Origin of the sequence: Nonomuraea phyllanthi (assembly GCF_006334985.2) — a bacterium.
GTDB classification, from domain to species: Bacteria; Actinomycetota; Actinomycetes; order Streptosporangiales; family Streptosporangiaceae; genus Nonomuraea; species Nonomuraea phyllanthi.
In genome coordinates this window covers 208,664-223,471 of record NZ_VDLX02000005.1, presented here as the reverse complement: position 1 = coordinate 223,471, position 14,808 = coordinate 208,664, and the positions used below count along the sequence as shown (strand labels likewise).

15 protein-coding genes are annotated in these 14,808 nt (G+C 74.0%); 7 read left to right on the top strand and 8 right to left on the bottom strand.

Annotated features, from left to right (window positions below; all coding sequences use genetic code 11):
• Window positions 1-122 precede the first annotated feature (122 nt).
• Entirely contained in the window at window positions 123-359 is a 237-nt protein-coding gene (locus FH608_RS15310) for a hypothetical protein (RefSeq protein WP_139631163.1), read from the top strand.
• 153 nt (window positions 360-512) lie between these two features.
• On the opposite strand, the gene FH608_RS15305 is transcribed toward FH608_RS15310, so the two are convergent.
• The 3 genes from FH608_RS15305 to FH608_RS15295 form a co-directional block, all read right to left on the bottom strand.
• Entirely contained in the window at window positions 513-1,838 is a 1,326-nt protein-coding gene (locus tag FH608_RS15305; protein WP_139631162.1) for a glycosyltransferase family 87 protein, read from the bottom strand.
• Between the two features lie 93 nt (window positions 1,839-1,931).
• Window positions 1,932-2,402: an Lrp/AsnC family transcriptional regulator gene (locus FH608_RS15300; protein WP_139631161.1), complete on the bottom strand. Its 471-nt coding sequence runs from the start codon at window positions 2,400-2,402 to the stop codon at window positions 1,932-1,934.
• 24 nt (window positions 2,403-2,426) lie between these two features.
• The gene (locus tag FH608_RS15295) at window positions 2,427-2,678 is read right to left on the bottom strand and encodes a hypothetical protein (protein WP_139631160.1); all 252 of its coding nucleotides are present in this window, start codon (window positions 2,676-2,678) and stop codon (window positions 2,427-2,429) included.
• 122 nt (window positions 2,679-2,800) lie between these two features.
• On the opposite strand from FH608_RS15295, the gene FH608_RS52710 reads away from it, so the two are divergent.
• Window positions 2,801-3,436 (top strand): RNA-guided endonuclease InsQ/TnpB family protein, encoded by a 636-nt coding sequence (locus tag FH608_RS52710; protein WP_226899558.1) that lies wholly within the window; start codon window positions 2,801-2,803, stop codon window positions 3,434-3,436.
• Window positions 3,433-4,038: an RNA-guided endonuclease InsQ/TnpB family protein gene (locus tag FH608_RS52705; RefSeq protein WP_226899557.1), complete on the top strand. Its 606-nt coding sequence runs from the start codon at window positions 3,433-3,435 to the stop codon at window positions 4,036-4,038. Before FH608_RS52710 ends, FH608_RS52705 begins: the two co-directional genes overlap by 4 nt.
• 95 nt (window positions 4,039-4,133) lie before the next feature.
• On the opposite strand, the gene FH608_RS15285 is transcribed toward FH608_RS52705, so the two are convergent.
• From FH608_RS15285 to FH608_RS15275, 3 genes are all read right to left on the bottom strand, one after another.
• A complete protein-coding gene (locus FH608_RS15285; RefSeq protein ID WP_139631159.1) occupies window positions 4,134-4,727 on the bottom strand; it encodes a GTP-binding protein in 594 nt (197 codons plus the stop codon).
• A 257-nt stretch (window positions 4,728-4,984) separates the two neighbouring features.
• Window positions 4,985-5,851 carry a terpene synthase family protein gene (locus tag FH608_RS15280; RefSeq protein WP_139631158.1) on the bottom strand — a complete coding sequence of 289 codons (867 nt, stop codon included), beginning with the start codon at window positions 5,849-5,851 and terminating at the stop codon, window positions 4,985-4,987.
• A 127-nt stretch (window positions 5,852-5,978) separates the two neighbouring features.
• Window positions 5,979-8,819, bottom strand: coding sequence for a CHAT domain-containing protein (locus FH608_RS15275; protein WP_139631157.1), 2,841 nt, complete (start codon window positions 8,817-8,819; stop codon window positions 5,979-5,981).
• 82 nt (window positions 8,820-8,901) lie between these two features.
• Between FH608_RS15275 and FH608_RS15270 the strand changes: the two genes are divergently transcribed.
• The 3 genes from FH608_RS15270 (at window position 8,902) to FH608_RS15260 (ending at window position 11,391) form a co-directional block, all read left to right on the top strand.
• A complete protein-coding gene (locus tag FH608_RS15270) occupies window positions 8,902-10,242 on the top strand; it encodes a S8 family peptidase (protein ID WP_139631156.1) in 1,341 nt (446 codons plus the stop codon).
• 73 nt (window positions 10,243-10,315) lie between these two features.
• Complete coding sequence (locus FH608_RS15265; protein WP_139631155.1) at window positions 10,316-10,897, top strand: RNA polymerase sigma factor; 582 nt, start codon at window positions 10,316-10,318, stop codon at window positions 10,895-10,897.
• A gap of 5 nt (window positions 10,898-10,902) precedes the next feature.
• Complete coding sequence (locus tag FH608_RS15260; protein ID WP_139631154.1) at window positions 10,903-11,391, top strand: hypothetical protein; 489 nt, start codon at window positions 10,903-10,905, stop codon at window positions 11,389-11,391.
• Here the strand turns inward: FH608_RS15260 and FH608_RS15255 are convergent.
• Window positions 11,335-12,141, bottom strand: coding sequence for a protein phosphatase 2C domain-containing protein (locus FH608_RS15255; protein WP_226899556.1), 807 nt, complete (start codon window positions 12,139-12,141; stop codon window positions 11,335-11,337). The genes FH608_RS15260 and FH608_RS15255 overlap by 57 nt on opposite strands.
• A 155-nt stretch (window positions 12,142-12,296) precedes the next feature.
• The gene (locus FH608_RS15250; RefSeq protein ID WP_226899555.1) at window positions 12,297-13,406 is read right to left on the bottom strand and encodes a M24 family metallopeptidase; all 1,110 of its coding nucleotides are present in this window, start codon (window positions 13,404-13,406) and stop codon (window positions 12,297-12,299) included.
• Between the two features lie 142 nt (window positions 13,407-13,548).
• On the opposite strand from FH608_RS15250, the gene FH608_RS15245 reads away from it, so the two are divergent.
• Window positions 13,549-14,808, top strand: coding sequence for a PP2C family protein-serine/threonine phosphatase (locus tag FH608_RS15245; RefSeq protein ID WP_139631152.1), 1,260 nt, complete (start codon window positions 13,549-13,551; stop codon window positions 14,806-14,808).

Sequence of the window (14,808 nt, the reverse complement as noted above, 5' to 3'; positions counted from 1 at the left end):
GCTGTGGGAGCGGGGCGGCGCGTTCTACTCGGAGGGTCCGCGCCGAGGACGGCAAGGGCGCGCCGACCGCGCTCGCCGGTCTGATCACCGCCCACTTCGGCACCGCGACGGTCGAGGAGCTGGTGCTGGGGACGCCGGCGGAGGTGGTGCTCGGCGGCGGCCTCCTGACGGCTCGCGATCCGCTGCCGACGTCGTTGCTGGACGCGGAGGTCGCGGCATGGGCGCCGCGGGCCGAGCTCGTACCTGCCGGGGCGCCGCCGATCGCGGGCGCGGCGCTGCTGGGGCTGGAGCGCCTCGGGGCCGGGGAGAGCGCCAGGGCGCGCCTGCGCGCTCACTACGAACCGGCGGGCACCGGCTGAGCCCGCGCCCGCCGCAGGCCGGTGGAGACCGGCTGAGCCCCGCCCGCCACAGACCGGCGGGGACCGGCGGGGACCGGCCGAACCCGCACCCGCCCCCAGCCGGCGGGGACCGGCTGAGCCGGCCGCGGCACGGCCCGGCCGAGCACGCCCGCACTACCGGCCGGCGGTGAGGGGCTCGCGGGACGGGCGCCGGGTCCACAGGCCCGCCACGACGGCGGCCGCGGCCACGGCGTACGCCGTGGTGCCGGCCTCCGGGGCCAGGTAGGCGACCGCGCCCGCCAGGGGCACGCCCAGCCACTCCCACCGGCCGTCGAGGGCGACCAGCGCGACCAGCAGCAGCGCGTACCACGAGTAGCCGGGCGTCAGCAGCAGGAACGCCGCCCCGGCGAGCACCAGCGCGCCCCGCTCCGGGCGGTCCGGGTCCCCGCGCGCCACCACGTACACCAGCACTCCCGCCAGGACGGCCAGGGCGACGGGCAGCGCCCAGGAGTCGGGCACGACCAGCCGCAGCAGCGCGTACCGGCCGCGTGCACCGGCCTCGTCGTAGCCCTCCTCGCTGACGTATCCGGACAGGTAGCCGAGCACGGACGCCCGCGAGACGAGCACGTAGGGCAGGTAGGCGGCCCCGACCACCGCCCCGGCCACGAGGACGGGCCGCGCCGACGTCCACAGGCCGCGCCACGAGGCGCGCGCGCCCGCCAGCAGCGCGGGCAGGACCACGGCGGGCAGCAGCTTGACCGCGACCGCCGCGCCCAGCAGCACGCCTCTGGCGCGACCGCCGCACGCGAGGGCGAGCACCACGGCGGCCACGGCGAGCATGTCGGCGTGCGCGTTGTTGACGGCCTCCATGGGGACGGCCGGGCACCACGCGAACAACGCGGCCTGGCCGGGGCCGCGCCGCCGCAGCAGCACGATCACGGTGCCCGCCGCCAGGAGCGCCCCGCCGGTCTGCAGCGGCACGTGCCGGGCGCCGGGGGGCGAGAGCCGGTCCACGAGCCAGAAGTACGCCTCGGCCAGCGGCGGGTAGATGGTGTGCACCGAGGGGCGGTTGATCCGCGTGCACGCGCCCTCGCCGATCGGGTAGAAGTGGCCCTCCGCGCAGCCGGGGAAGAGCCACGGGTCGCGCAGGAAGGCCAGCTCGGAATCGGACGGGGCGTGGTCGTAGGGGGAGATGCCGGCCGACTGGACGCGGCCGTCCCACGCGTACCGGTAGGAGTCGGTGCTGGTGGCGGGCGGGCCGAGCAGGCCGGTGGCGACCACGGCCAGCCCGCCGGCCAGCACCAGCCGCCCGGCCGCCGGGCCCGGCACGCCCCGCAGCGCCCACAGCGCGGCGGCGAACAGCGCCCAGGCGGCGCCGTACCACCACATCAGGGCGCCAGGGGCCAGGTGGAAGATCGCGGCGAGGACGGCCACCTGGGCGCCGAGCAGCGCGGCGGCGGCCCGCGTTCTTCCGCGGTGCGGGGTGGTGCGGTCGGTCATGGGGTGGAGCCTGGCACCGGGAAGCGCCCGGCAGGCCGTCGAGGCCCCATCCGTCCGCACTTCGTAAGGGGCCGGCGCGCAGGGGCGGGGCGGTCAGGCCTCCTGGCCGGTGTCGGCCTCGGGGGCCACCTCGGGGGCGCGGTGCTCGTACGGGGTGCTCAGCACGACCGTCGTGCGGGTCGAGACGTTGGCCGAGGCGCGGATCTGCTGCAGCAGGTCCTCCAGCGCCGTCGGCGAGGCCACCCGCACCTTGAGGATGTAGCTCTCGTCGCCGGCCACGCTGTGGCAGGCCTCGATGGCCGTCAGGTGGGCCAGCCGCTCGGGGGCGTCGTCGGGGGCGGCGGGATCGATCGGCTTGATCGACACGAACGCGGTCAGCGGCAGCCCGACCGCCTCGTGGTCGATGATCGCGGCGTATCCGCGCACTACCCCGCGCTTCTCCAGGCGGCGCACGCGCTGGTGAACGGCCGAGACCGACAGCCCGGTCTCCCTGGCCAGGTCGGTGAAGCTCATGCGGCCGTCGCGGGCCAGCAGCGTGACGATCCGGCGGTCGATCTCCTCCATCGGCCAAAGATTAGCCGGTCATGGTCACCCGATAAACTCAAGGATGCCCGGGCCTTCTGCCCGATCATGTGGATCACGCCGTAAATCCAGGTCGAGGCGGGTGGTCCCCTCGACACTGGCCCGAATCTTGAAGCGGTCCCACCAGGTGTAGGTGAGCTGCCGGTGGCGGGCCCGTTCCACAGCCTCGTGCTGGGCATTGGAACGGATGGTGAGCTGGCGTAGCCCGATGGCAGCGGTGGTGCATTGCGGACGAAGCGGGTAGTGGCCCGCGGTCACATGCGGAAGGCGAGGCGGATCGACGGCACACCGCGGCTGGTCTCCTGGCGCCACTTGCCGTTAGCCGGGGAATGCCATCCTTGGCGTTGGCCATACCGTGACCTGTTGACTACGGTGTGTGCATGGCGATGACGAAGACGGCCGAGGAGGCCAGGGGGACCTTGCATGCCCACCACACCTACCGGCTTCGTGTGTCGTCCACCGCACTGGCTGCCCTGAACGCCGAGTGGGACCGGTGCCGGTGGATCTGGAACGAGTCGGTCGCCAAATCGAAGCAGATCCACCAGTGGAACAAGCAGCGTCCCGACGGTGCGGAAAAGCGCACCTGTGGTCCGGCGCAGCTCGACAAGATGCTGACCCAGGCCCGTGCCACGACGGCGTGGCTGCGTGAGGGATCCTCGGTCCCGCAGCAGCAGATCATCCGGGACTTCGGTAAGGCCCGTGCCAAGGCTCAGAAGGACATCAAGGACCGGTTGCCGATGCGGCGGCGGGCCGGAATGCCGCGCTGGAAGAAGAAGCGCGAGGCTCGCCCGTCGTTGAACTACACCAGGCGCGGGTTTCGTCTCAAGGGCGGGCGGCTGCACCTGGCGGGCGGAATCGAGCTGAGCGTGGTGTGGTCGCGGGAACTGCCCGCCGAACCGTCGTCGGTGCGGGTGTACCAGGACTCCATCGGGCACTGGTACGCCTCCTTCGTCGTCCCCGCCCAGACAGAGGCACTGCCGCGGACCGGCCGGACGATCGGTGTGGACTGGGGGTGAAGCAGATCGCCACCACCACCTCCGACGCCCACGACCTGCCCCACGCCCAGCACGGCAAGGCCGCCACGCGCAAGCTCGCCCGCTACCAGCGGATGATGGCGCGGCGTAAGCCCGGAAAGGGGCTTCCTGGCGGCAAGGGCTACCAGGCGGCCAAGAAGCGGGTCGCGAGGCTGTACAAGAAGGTCGCCCGGCAGCGGCAGGACACCGGCCGCAAATGGGCCAAGACCGTCGTGCGTGATCATGATCGAATCGCGGTGGAGGACTTCCGGCCGAAGTTCCTGGCCAGGTCGAGCATGGCGCGCAAGGCTGCCGACGCCGCCATCGCGGCCACCAAGCGTGCCCTGATCGAGATGGGCCGCAAGCATGGGCGAGATGTTCGGCTGGTGCATCCCGCGTACACCACGATGGACTGCGCGCACTGCGGGGCGAGAGCCAAGCATCGCATGCCGCTGCCGGAACGAACGTATACCTGCATCGCGTGCGGATTCGTGAGCCCACGGGACAAGAACAGCGCACGCGTGATGCTCCTCCGGGCAGGTTGGAACCCGGATGGTGTCGAGGGCGCAAGCCCTGCGAAGGCGCTGCCTCCGCAGGCCGCCTGAGCCATGAATCCCCACACGCGTCCGAAGGTGCCCCGGTCAGAGGGCGTCCGGTTACAGGCCGGGCAGAGAACCCCTGCCTTCAGGCGGGGGAGCCTTCAAGACATGGTCCCAACGGGAGAAGCGCCCATCCGCATCGCGTGCTCCACGAGCGTGATGAGCACCTCCCTGCCGGAGTCGCGTCTGCGCGCGTCGCAGCGCACGATGGGGATCTCCGGCTCCAGGCCGATCGCGGAGCGCACCTGGCCCACGGTGAAGGGGCGGGTGCCGTCGAAGCAGTTGAGCGCCACGATGAACGGCTGCTCGCGCTTCTCGAAATAGTCGACGGCCGGGAAGCAGTCGTCGAGGCGGCGGGTGTCGGCCAGCACGACGGCGCCGAGCGCCCCCATGGCGAGCTCGTCCCAGACGAACCAGAAGCGCTCCTGGCCCGGCGTGCCGAACAGGTAGAGCATGTAGTCGTTGGCGATCGTGATGCGGCCGAAGTCCATGGCCACGGTGGTGGTGAGCTTGCGCTCCACGCCCGACAGGTCATCGACGTGGGACCCCACCTGGGTGAGGGCCTCCTCCGTGCGCAGTGGCCGGGTCTCGGAGACGGCGCCGACCATGGTGGTCTTGCCCGCGCCGAACCCGCCGGCGATCAGAATCTTGATCGCGGTCGGCAGCCGCCAATGGTCAGAGCGACCGAATTCCATCCAGCACCGCCCGTACATCTCGCGCGCATGTACAACCCCGCCCTGAGGTGCCGTGGTCAGTGGTACCTGTCAAGGTGTTGTCGAGAAGGTCGCTCCACATGCCTGGCATCGAGACACCCTAGCAACGCCACATTTCTCACTCAAGCCGCAGCCATTTACAAGAAACTAAATGTCACGGTTTGTCGCCTCACGCCCACTATTCGGCTACCCTGCGACCCGGCTGTCAAGTGGCCTTGTCATGGAATCCGACTGGCCCTTTAACGTGCTCGGCCCTCGCCCGAAATACCGGTGTAACCCGCGTTGAAGCCGATCCGTCGTCGCAGGTAGACGGCCGTGCGGGGGCTGCGGCCCCGTACGGGCTCGATGAGGGCGGTGGCCTCGCGCTCCAGCCCGGCCATCGCCTCGGCCACCTCCGCGCGGCTGACACCGAGCGCGAGGACGTTCAGGTCGCCCCAGCTCATGTCCCGGCGGTAGGAGGCCACGTCGCCGAGCAGGTGCAGGTAGCGCTGGACCTTCCTGCTGACCGTCCGCAGCTCCTCCAGGTGCGCCTTGGCCCAGTCGTCGGCGGTGTAGATCCAGTGGGAGACGTCCACGAAGCACGATCCGCGGCTGTCGGCGTTGCCCAGGTAGTGCTCCAGCGTGGGCACGGCGCTCGTGTCGCGCCACACCCACGCCCTGGTCATGCCGGCCAGCATCCGGGCGAGCTGGTCGCGCCAGAGCCAGCGCAGGTCGCCGAACTCCCGGACGGTGGCCAGCTCGTCGCGCAGGTCGGCCAGGAACCGCGTCACCGCCGACCTGGGCACCGCGCCATCGGCGACCGACAGGCATTCGCGCGTCAGGCGGGTGACCTGCTCGCGGGTGGTGGCGGTGTGGTCGACCAGCCGGTCCACGGCCAGCACCCACAGGGCGGCCCGGTTGGCGACCTTCAGGCGGGCGGCGCTCGCCCAGGGGGCGCTGAAGGCCATGGACAGGGTCAGGGCGGTGTAGTCCTCGGCGCCGAAGCCCGGGGCGGGGAACAGCCCGCCGTACATCTGGGCGCAGCGCCGCAGGTCTCTGCCGCACTCGGCGGCCAGCGCGCACGTCCTGCCGAGCTCGAACGCCTCGTCCAGCTCGTGGTCCGGCATCCTAGGGCCGCTCGATGAGCTCGCGGATCATGCGCGACCGTCCCCCAATAGCCCGGGCTATATCCACCTGTTAGGGAATTGTTTCATGATCGCGAGCTTCCGATCAAGGTATCAGCGGCCTGGCCGATCAGCCCGCTCCGATGGCTATGAACGACACGTCGTCGCCCCGGGCCCGGCACAGCGCCTCGGCCAGGCCCAGACCGCGCCGCAGGCCGTCGTGCAGGCCGACCATGACGGGTACGGCGGTCTCGTCGTTGACGGGGACGACGCTGGCGACGATCGCGGCGGTGCCGAGCCGCAGCAGCGCGGTGGCCAGGCCCAGCAGCTCGTCGGCGCCGACGGCGGCCATCTGGCCCGAGTCGCAGCTGGACAGGACGAGGTGGTGGGGGGCGCGGCGCAGGCGTTCGAGGTCGTAGCCGGTCAGGGGGCCGTCGTCGAGGTGCAGCGAGGAGAACAGCGGGCTGTCGGCCCTGAACGTGCCGTGCGCGGCCAGGTGGGCGAGCGGGCTGCCGTCGATGGCCGCAAGCACGGCGGGCGCGGTGGCCTGGCCTTCCGCCAGGACGGTCACCTCACCGTACGGGGGCGCGCCGGCGCCGGTCGCGGGAACGCCCGGCCCGGAGACGGCGTCGCCCAGCTCGGAGAACGGGACGCCCGGCCCGGAAACGGCGTCCAGGTCGGAGACGGCGTCGCCCCGCCCGGAGACGGGGACGTCCAGGTCGGAGGTGGGGACGCCCGACCTGGGGGTGGAGACTCCCGGCCTGAGGGTGGGAATGGCCGATTCGGGGGCGGGCCCGCCGTGCAGGTGGGCGATCTGGCGGATCTCGCCGTCGGCGTGGGCGACGCCGGGGCCGCGTACGAGCACGATGCGACCGTCCGGAGGGCGGCGGGCGGCCCTGGCGCGCAGCCAGGCGCCCGCCGAGGGGGCGACGGTGAAGGGGCGGCGGCGCAGGGACGGCAGCAGCGCCCAGGGGGTGGTGTGCAGGGTGCTCGGCGGGACGACGACGAGCGGCGCGTCGCCGAGCCGGCCGGCGACCGGGCCGAGCAGCGCCTCTTCCAGCCGGGCGCCCAGCGCGTGGAGCTCGCGCTGGTCGGGGCGGCGTTCGTAGGCCAGGCGGCGCAGCCTGGAGCGGGCGAACTCGACCTCGGCGGCGGCCCGCTCCATCGGACCGACGGTGTGGCGGCGCACGGTACCGCCGCCGCACAGCAGCACGTGGAGGGTGCCGTCGACGACGACCAGCTCGGCGAGCCGGCTCTCGCCCAGCGCGGCCAGGAGGCGGTCGGTGCGGTCCGCGTCGCGTTCCCCGCCCGGGTGGCCCCCGCGGCTGCGCAGTGTCGTGGCGCGCACGCGGGACTCCAGGCGGCTCCTGTCGCGTTCGAGGGTCGCGGCCGAGGCGGCGCCGTCCTGGCGGGCCTGGCCCAGCAGGTGCTCGGCCTGGCGCAGGGCGGTGAGCTGGGCGATGAGCCGGTCGTCCTCGGGCGGGCACACGGCGGGCACCGCGAGGTCGGTGGCGCGCCAGCGCTCGGTCCAGGCCAGCAGGCGGCGGGGCCGTCCCGTCCGCAGGAGGTGCCGCTGGGCGAGCGTGACCAGCTCGGCGCCCTGGGCGGTGGCCAGCGCGCGCAGTTCGGAGGAGCCGAACGTGAGGCGGTGCTCCTCGATGAGCGCCAGCCCGGCGCGGCAGGCGCGCAGGAGGCGGCGCGGCTCCCCTGCGGCCTCGGCCCTGAGCGCCTCCGCCAGCCAGCCGCCGACCCGGCCGGTGGCGGGGCCCTTGTGCCTGACGTCCGCGGCGGCGGCCAGGTGCTCGTCGGCCACGCCCGGCCGGCCCAGGACGAGCGCGACCCGGCCGGCCAGCAGGTGCGCCTGCCACACCTCGGGAGAGCCCAGCGCCGCCAGCCGCCCGGCGAGCCGCCCGGCCTCCCGCAGCAGCCGCCGCCCCTCGGGGCCGTCGGCCGGCGCCGGGAGGGTGCCTTGCTCGGCCTGCGGCATGAGCAGGCGGGCGTGCTCGGCCTGCAGCACGATCAGGCGGGCGTGCTCGGACCACCAGGTGCGGTGCTGGCGCGCGAACAGCCGCCGCGCCTCGCCCGCCCGTTCGATGGCCGTGGCGGGGTCGGCGCTCTGGAGGGCGGCCCGCGCGGCGATGAGCAGCAGCTCGGCGCGGCGGGTCGCCTGCCCGCGCAGCCGGGCCAGCAGCCGCAGCGCCCCGTCGGCCTGCTCCAGCGCGTCGCGGGCGAGCCCGGCGGCGAGCAGGACCGCGCAGCGGTCGGCGACCAGGTCGAGCATCGGGGTGCCGAGAGCGCGGAAGCGCCGCTCCGCCTCGTCCAGCAGGTCCAGCGCCGCCGGCAGGTCGCCGGTGCGGAAGGCCGCCACGCCGCGGTTCTGCACGGCCACCGCCGAGTCGTGCTCCTGCGGGGTGGTGCCCAGCATGTCCTGGGCGGTACGGAAGTCGGCGTCGGCGGGTGCGACCGCGCCCAGAGCGAGCTGGACGTGCCCGCGCAGGGTCAGCGCCCGCGCCGCCCAGACCGTGTCGCGCGCCGCCAGCAGGGCGGGCACCGCGTCCCGCAGGTCGTCGAGCGCGTCGATGTGCCGCCCGAGGATCCAGCGGGCCCCCGCGCGCCGGAACAGCACCCGCGCCCGCGTCGTCCCGTCCGCGCGCGCCGCCGCAGAGTCGAGTGCCGACAGCCCCGCCCTGGTGCGGCCGGAGTGCAGCAGCGCGATGCCGAGCGTGGCCAGCACGTCGGCCTCGCGGTCGGCCGAGCCGGACCGCCGGGCCAGGCGTACGGACTGGCGCAGCTCCCGGATGGCGGCCTCCAGGTCGCCGAACTCGCGGTGCAGGATGCCGAGCGCCTGCCGGGCGATGGACGACTCGTACGGCCCGCGCCCGGCGGCCAGCACCGCCTTGGCGGCCGTCAGGGCCTCCCGGGGCCTCGCGAAGACCATGGCGAGCAGGTCATGCGGATCTTCCCGGGACACGAGTAGATGGTAGACCCGTGCTGTATCACCCGGCCCCATGGCCGCTCATACACACATACACCGCCAGGAGGGACGGACAGGAATGCCGACATCGGACACCCGGTTCTGGGAGCAGCTGGAGATTCTCAACGCCGCCCTGCCGGACGGCATGCGGGCGGCGGCGGGCCCGGAGGGCACCGCGCCGGGCTCGGACGTCACGCCGCGCTTCGCCCACCTGGCCGGGCACGTCCTGGTCCACTCGCGGGACACCGACCTGGCCGTCACCGCCGTCCAGGACCTGCAGCCGGCCCGCGAGCGGGTCCGCGTGGCCTCCTCGCCCGACGGCGCGGCCCGCTGCTCGGTGCACCGCCTGTCCATCGGCTCCCGTGACTGCCACGAAACGGTCGCGGCGCTGGCGGGCGAGGGCCTGCGGGCCAGTCCCGTGCACTTCGTGTCCGTGGCGGGCGTCAACCTGTGCCCCGGCGACGAGCCGGTGCCGAGCGCGGGGCCGCTCAACCCGCCCATGTCGGGCCGCGACCGCGGCGAGAACGTGACCGTCGCCGTCCTGGACACCGGCCTGGTCCACGACTACCTCGACCACCAGTGGCTGGCCGCCAACTCCGGTCTCCCGGCCATCCCGCCGGTGACCGGCGACGTGACCGCGCCCGGCGACGAGCTGGACGCCGACGGCCTCATCAAGCCGTACGTGGGGCACGGCACGTTCATCGCGGGCGTGCTGCGCTGCGTGGCCCCGGCCACCGACGTGCGGGTCCACAACGTCTTCCCGTACGCGGGCGCCGCCCTGGAGGACGAGCTCGGCCTGACGCTGCTGCGCGCGCTGGACGCCCACGGCTGGCCGGACATCATCTCGCTGTCCGCCGGCACCGCCACCTGCGACGCCGCCACGCTGCTCGGGCTGTCGGCCTTCATGGACGAGCTGGCCGACCACCCCGGCACGCTGCTGGTGGCCGCGGCGGGCAACGACGGCGGGACGCACCCGTTCTGGCCGGCCGCCTACGCCGGGGAGCCGGTCAACGCCTCGGGCGACGTCGTGCTCTCGGTGGGCGCGCTGCGCGAGGACGGGCTCGGCCGGGCCTGCTTCAGCAACCACGGCGACTGGGTCACGGTGTACGCGCCGGGCGAGCGCCTGGTCAACGCCTTCACCTCCGGCCCCTACATGTACGGCTACCCGCACCGCACCACCTGCCGCTTCTCCGACCCCGGCCACTACCCGGGCTGCACGTGCGTGGCGACGCTGCAGGAGGGCGACAAGGCGTCCTTCACCGGCCTGGCGGCGTGGAGCGGCACGTCGTTCGCCACGCCGATCGTGGCCGGGCTGGTCGCGGCCCGCATGTCGCAGGAGAAGATCTCGTCGCGGGAGGCCGCGGCGCAGCTCATGGCGAGCCGCCTGACCGTACCGGACCTGAGCGGTTTTCTCCGATGACGGGGAGTTTGCGCCCCTACGGCGGGATGCGAAATATATTGGGCATCCCGCCCAACCGTAGGGAGCCGCCGCCGTGGACGACACCGCAACTCTCGTCGCGGCTGCCGCGGACGGCGACTCGGGCGCGTGGAAGGAGCTCTACCAGCGTTTCAGCGGGCTGGTGTGGGCGGTGGCGCGGAGCTATCTCGTGAACGCCGCCGACGCCCAGGACGTGTGCCAGACGACCTGGTACCGCTTCGCCGAGCACCTGACCAGGCTCAGGGATCCCGCGCGGGCGGGCGCCTGGCTGGCCAGCACGACCAGGCACGAGGCGCTGCGGGTGCTGCGCACCAGCGGCCGGGCCCTGCCGGTGGGCGACCTGGAGCTGCTGGGGATGGACGCCGACGAGCGCTCGCCCGAGTTCCTGCTGCTGGAGGCCGAGGAGCGGGACGAGCGGGCGGCGCGCGACCGGGCGCTGTGGAGCGCGTTCGAGGAGCTGCCGGAGCGCTGCCGGCGGCTGCTGCGCATCCTCATCGCCTCGCCGCGGCCGAGCTATCAGGAGATCGCGGACGGGCTGGACATGCCTGTCGGCAGCATCGGCCCCAACCGGGGGCGCTGTCTCAAGCGGCTGGGCGTGCTGGCGAGCCGGCGCGGCGTGAGCGACATCCGGGGGTGAACGGCATGGACGACGCCACTGACGGGGCCACTCATGGGGCCATTGACGAGGCCGTCGACGACGCGAGCATCGAGCTGGAGGAGCGGCTGCGGGTGGTGGCCGAGCGGCTGGACCCGGTCCCGGCGGAGCTGTTCGAGGAGGCGATGCGGGCGTACGCGCTCAGGTCGCTGGACGCCGAACTGGCCGAGCTGACCTTCGACTCGTGGGACGAGCTGTCGGCGACCCGGGTGCGCGGCGGGGGGCGGGCGCGGCTGCTGACGTTCGCGGCCGGCGAGGTGGTGGTCGAGCTGGAGGTGTCGAACGGCCGGCTGACCGGGCACGTCTCGGGCGGCCTGCCGGCGGACATCGTGGTGCAGCGCCGCGACGGCGCCACCCGGGTGCACGCCGACGAGCTGGGCCGTTTCGCGACCGGCGAGCTGGCGCCGGGGCCGCTGCGGCTACGGGTCAGCCCCGAGTGCGGCGGCCCGGTGGTGACCACCTGGATCCACATCTGAGGCCGCGGGCCGGCCCGTCCGGGCCCAGGCGGCGGTGGCGTCGTCGTGCCGCTTGCCCGACAGCGGCCCCCTGGCCGTCTCGAGCTCGCGTACGGCCTGGATCACCGCCTCCGGGCCGCGGCCGTCCAGCGCCGCCACGAGCTCGTCCCAGCTCCAGCCGTACCACTCGACGAGCCGCGTCACCCCGTCGGTGAGCACCCCGACCCCGCGCGCCCCCGCCACGGTGCCGCACACCGCCTGCCGGGCCGCCTCGGGCCGGGCCGCGGCCACCCAGAAGCCGCCGGGCGCGTTGCGCATCCGGCGCACCAGCTCCCGTGTGTACGGCCGACCGCCCGGCAGGCGCTCCAGCCGGTCGTCGCTCACCACCCGCACCCCGCCGCCCAGCAGGGAGAACACCACGGGCGAGTCACCCAGCACGAGGTAGTCCACGCCGCCGGGGCCGGCGCGCACCATGGCCACGGTGGCGGACGGCGAGTCGGGATCGCCCAGATCGCACGTGCCGGAGTGGGCGGCCATCGTCGTCTCGACGGCCGACTCCAGGATCGCGGCCAGCGGCCTGCCGTCACCCGCGGCCAGGGCGGCGGCCAGCGCGCCGCCGAGCCGCCCCACCAGCCACGCCACGCCGTGGGCGCACCCGCCGTCCACGCCCGGGGCCGCCGTGGCGCCGTCGAGCACGACGATCCACGACGGCCCGGCGATCACCAGGTCCTCGTTGGGCCGCTCCGACCCGGCCCGGCTGGCGCAGGCCACCTCGGCGAACAGCCCGGGACCCGCACGCCCATCGGACGGCGCCGGACCCGCACGCCCGCCAGAGGGCATCGGACCCGCACGGTCACCGGAGGGCGCCGGTCCCGCACCCTCCTCCGACCGCGACGGGCCTGCGCCTTGCCCGGACAGCGCTTGTCCTACACGACGACGAGGTCGCGCGGGGTGTTGTTCAGCCGCTCCACGCCGCCGTCCGTGCACACCACGATGTCCTCGATCCTGGCGCCGTGCCGGCCCGGCAGGTAGATGCCCGGCTCCACGGAGAAGGCGAAGCCCGGCTCCAGCGGCGCGTCGTTGCCGGAGACGATGTACGGCTCCTCGTGCACCTCGATGCCGATGCCGTGCCCGGTGCGGTGGACGAAGTAGTCGCCGTAACCGGCCTCGGTGATGATGTCGCGGGCCGCCGCGTCGACCGACTCGCACGAGACGCCCGGCCGCACCGCGGCGCAGGCCGCGTCCTGCGCCTGGCGCAGCACCTCGTAGTAGGCGGCGAACTCGGCGGGCGGCTCGCCCACGCTGTAGGTGCGCGTGGAGTCGGAGCAGTAGCCGTTGGGCAGCTGGCCACCGATGTCGACCACCACCGGCTCGCCCGCCTGGATCACCCGGTCGGACACGTCGTGGTGCGGGCTGGCGCCGTTGGGCCCCGAGGCGACGATGACGAAGTCGACGCTGGCGTGGCCCGAGGCCAGGATCGCCTCCGCGATGTCCCTGCCCACCTCGCGCTCGGTGCGCCCGGCCCGCAGGAACTCCGGCACCCGCCGGTGCGCCGCGTCGATGGCCTCCCCGGCCGCGCGCAGCGCCGCCACCTCCGCCGGCGACTTGCGCATGCGCAGCTCGCTCAGCACGGTGCCGGCCAGCACCTGCTCGGCGTCCGGCAGCACCTCGCGGAAGCGCAGCGACGACATGGCCCACATCCGGTCGGCCAGCCCCACCTTGCCGACCCGGCCGAGCCGGGCCGCCACCACCGCGTACGGGTCGTCGGTCTCGTCCCACGCCACGAACTCCAGCCCCAGCCGGGAGGCGGGCGAGGCCTGGGCGGCGGGCAGCTCCAGGCGGGGCACCATCATGTACGGCTCGCCGGAGGCGGGCACCACGAGACACGTCAGCCGCTCCAGCGGCTTGGCCTCGTATCCGCTCACATAGCGGAGGTCAGGGCCGGGCGTCAGCAGCAGGGCGTCGATGCCGGCCTTGGCGGTGGCCTCCTGGACGGCGGCGAGACGGGACACGGGATACAGGTCTGAGGACGTCACAGCCCTTAATCTACTCGGACCCCGCCGCCTAAAATCCCCGGAAAGCTCTCACCACACGGCAAGCCGTCGCCACGCTCCGTACAATGTCGATCACGTAGTGTGGGGTCAATTGTCCAGTTCAACTGCACTTTGAGAGTGAACCATGGTCGACGTCATCGGCGCGGCCGAGCTGCTGGGCCACCAGAACCATGCCGAGGTGCTCGCCGCCCGGCTGTCGCACGCCCAGCGGCTCGGCAACATGGGCTGGGCCGAATGGCACCTGCACACCGGCGAGACCATCTGGTCCGACCAGGTCTACCTGATCTTCGGCCGCGACCCGGCCGACGGCCCCATCTCCCTGCCCGACCTGGCCGAGCACGCCGAACAGGCCGACGTGGCCACCTTCAACCGGCTCCTGTGGGCGGCCGTGGAGGGCGTCGAGCCGGTCCAGGCCGAGTTCCGCATCCGCCGCGGCGGCGAGCTGCGCGACCTGCGCGTCGTCCTCGAACCCCTCATGGGCGCCACCGGCCCCGTCGGCCTGCACGGCGTCATCCAGGACATCACCGGCCGCCGCCGCGCCGAGCGCATGATGTCGGAGTCGCGCCGCCAGCTCCTGGAGGCCCGCGAGCAGGCCGCCGTCGAACGCCACGTCATGCTCGCCCTGCGCGACGCCATCCTCCCCGAGTCGGCCGGCTGCCTCGACCTGCCGCACAGCACCGTCGCGGTCCGCTACGTGCCCGCCGAGAAGACCGCGAACCTCGGCGGCGACTGGTTCGAGGCCGCCCCCGCGCCCGACGGCCGCCTGCTGCTGGCCATCGGCGACGTCTCCGGCCACGGCCTGCCCGCCATCGCCCACATGGCCCAGCTCCGCCACGCCCTCGTCGGCCTGGCCATGACCGGCCAGCCCGCGCACCGGCTGCTGGCCTGGCTGAACGACCTGGCCATGCACCAGCTCAAGGAGACCACCGCCACCGCGATCATCGGCCACCTCGACCCGGAGACCCGCGTGTTCGCCTGGGGCCAGGCCGGCAACCTCGCGCCCATCCTCGTCCGCGACGGCGTCGCCCGCCAGCTCCCCCAGCCGCGCGGCGTGCTGCTCGGCGCCGCCTCGCACCGCCCGTACGAGCTGGCCACCACCCGGCTGCTGCCCGGCGACCTGCTGCTCATGTTCACCGACGGGCTGGTCGAGCGGCGCACCCGAGACATCGACGTCGGCCTCGACCTGGTCCTCGCCGCCGCCCGCGACGCGCCCGCCCGCGATCTGGACGCCGCGCTCGACCACCTCCTGGCCGACATCGGCGGCCCCAACCCCGAGGACGACGCCTGCCTGCTCGCCGTCTCCATCCCGGCGGCCGTTCCGGGGGCCATTGCGGGAGCCGTTCCGGGACGGGACGAGCGGGGCACGCCGGAGGTGCGACCATAG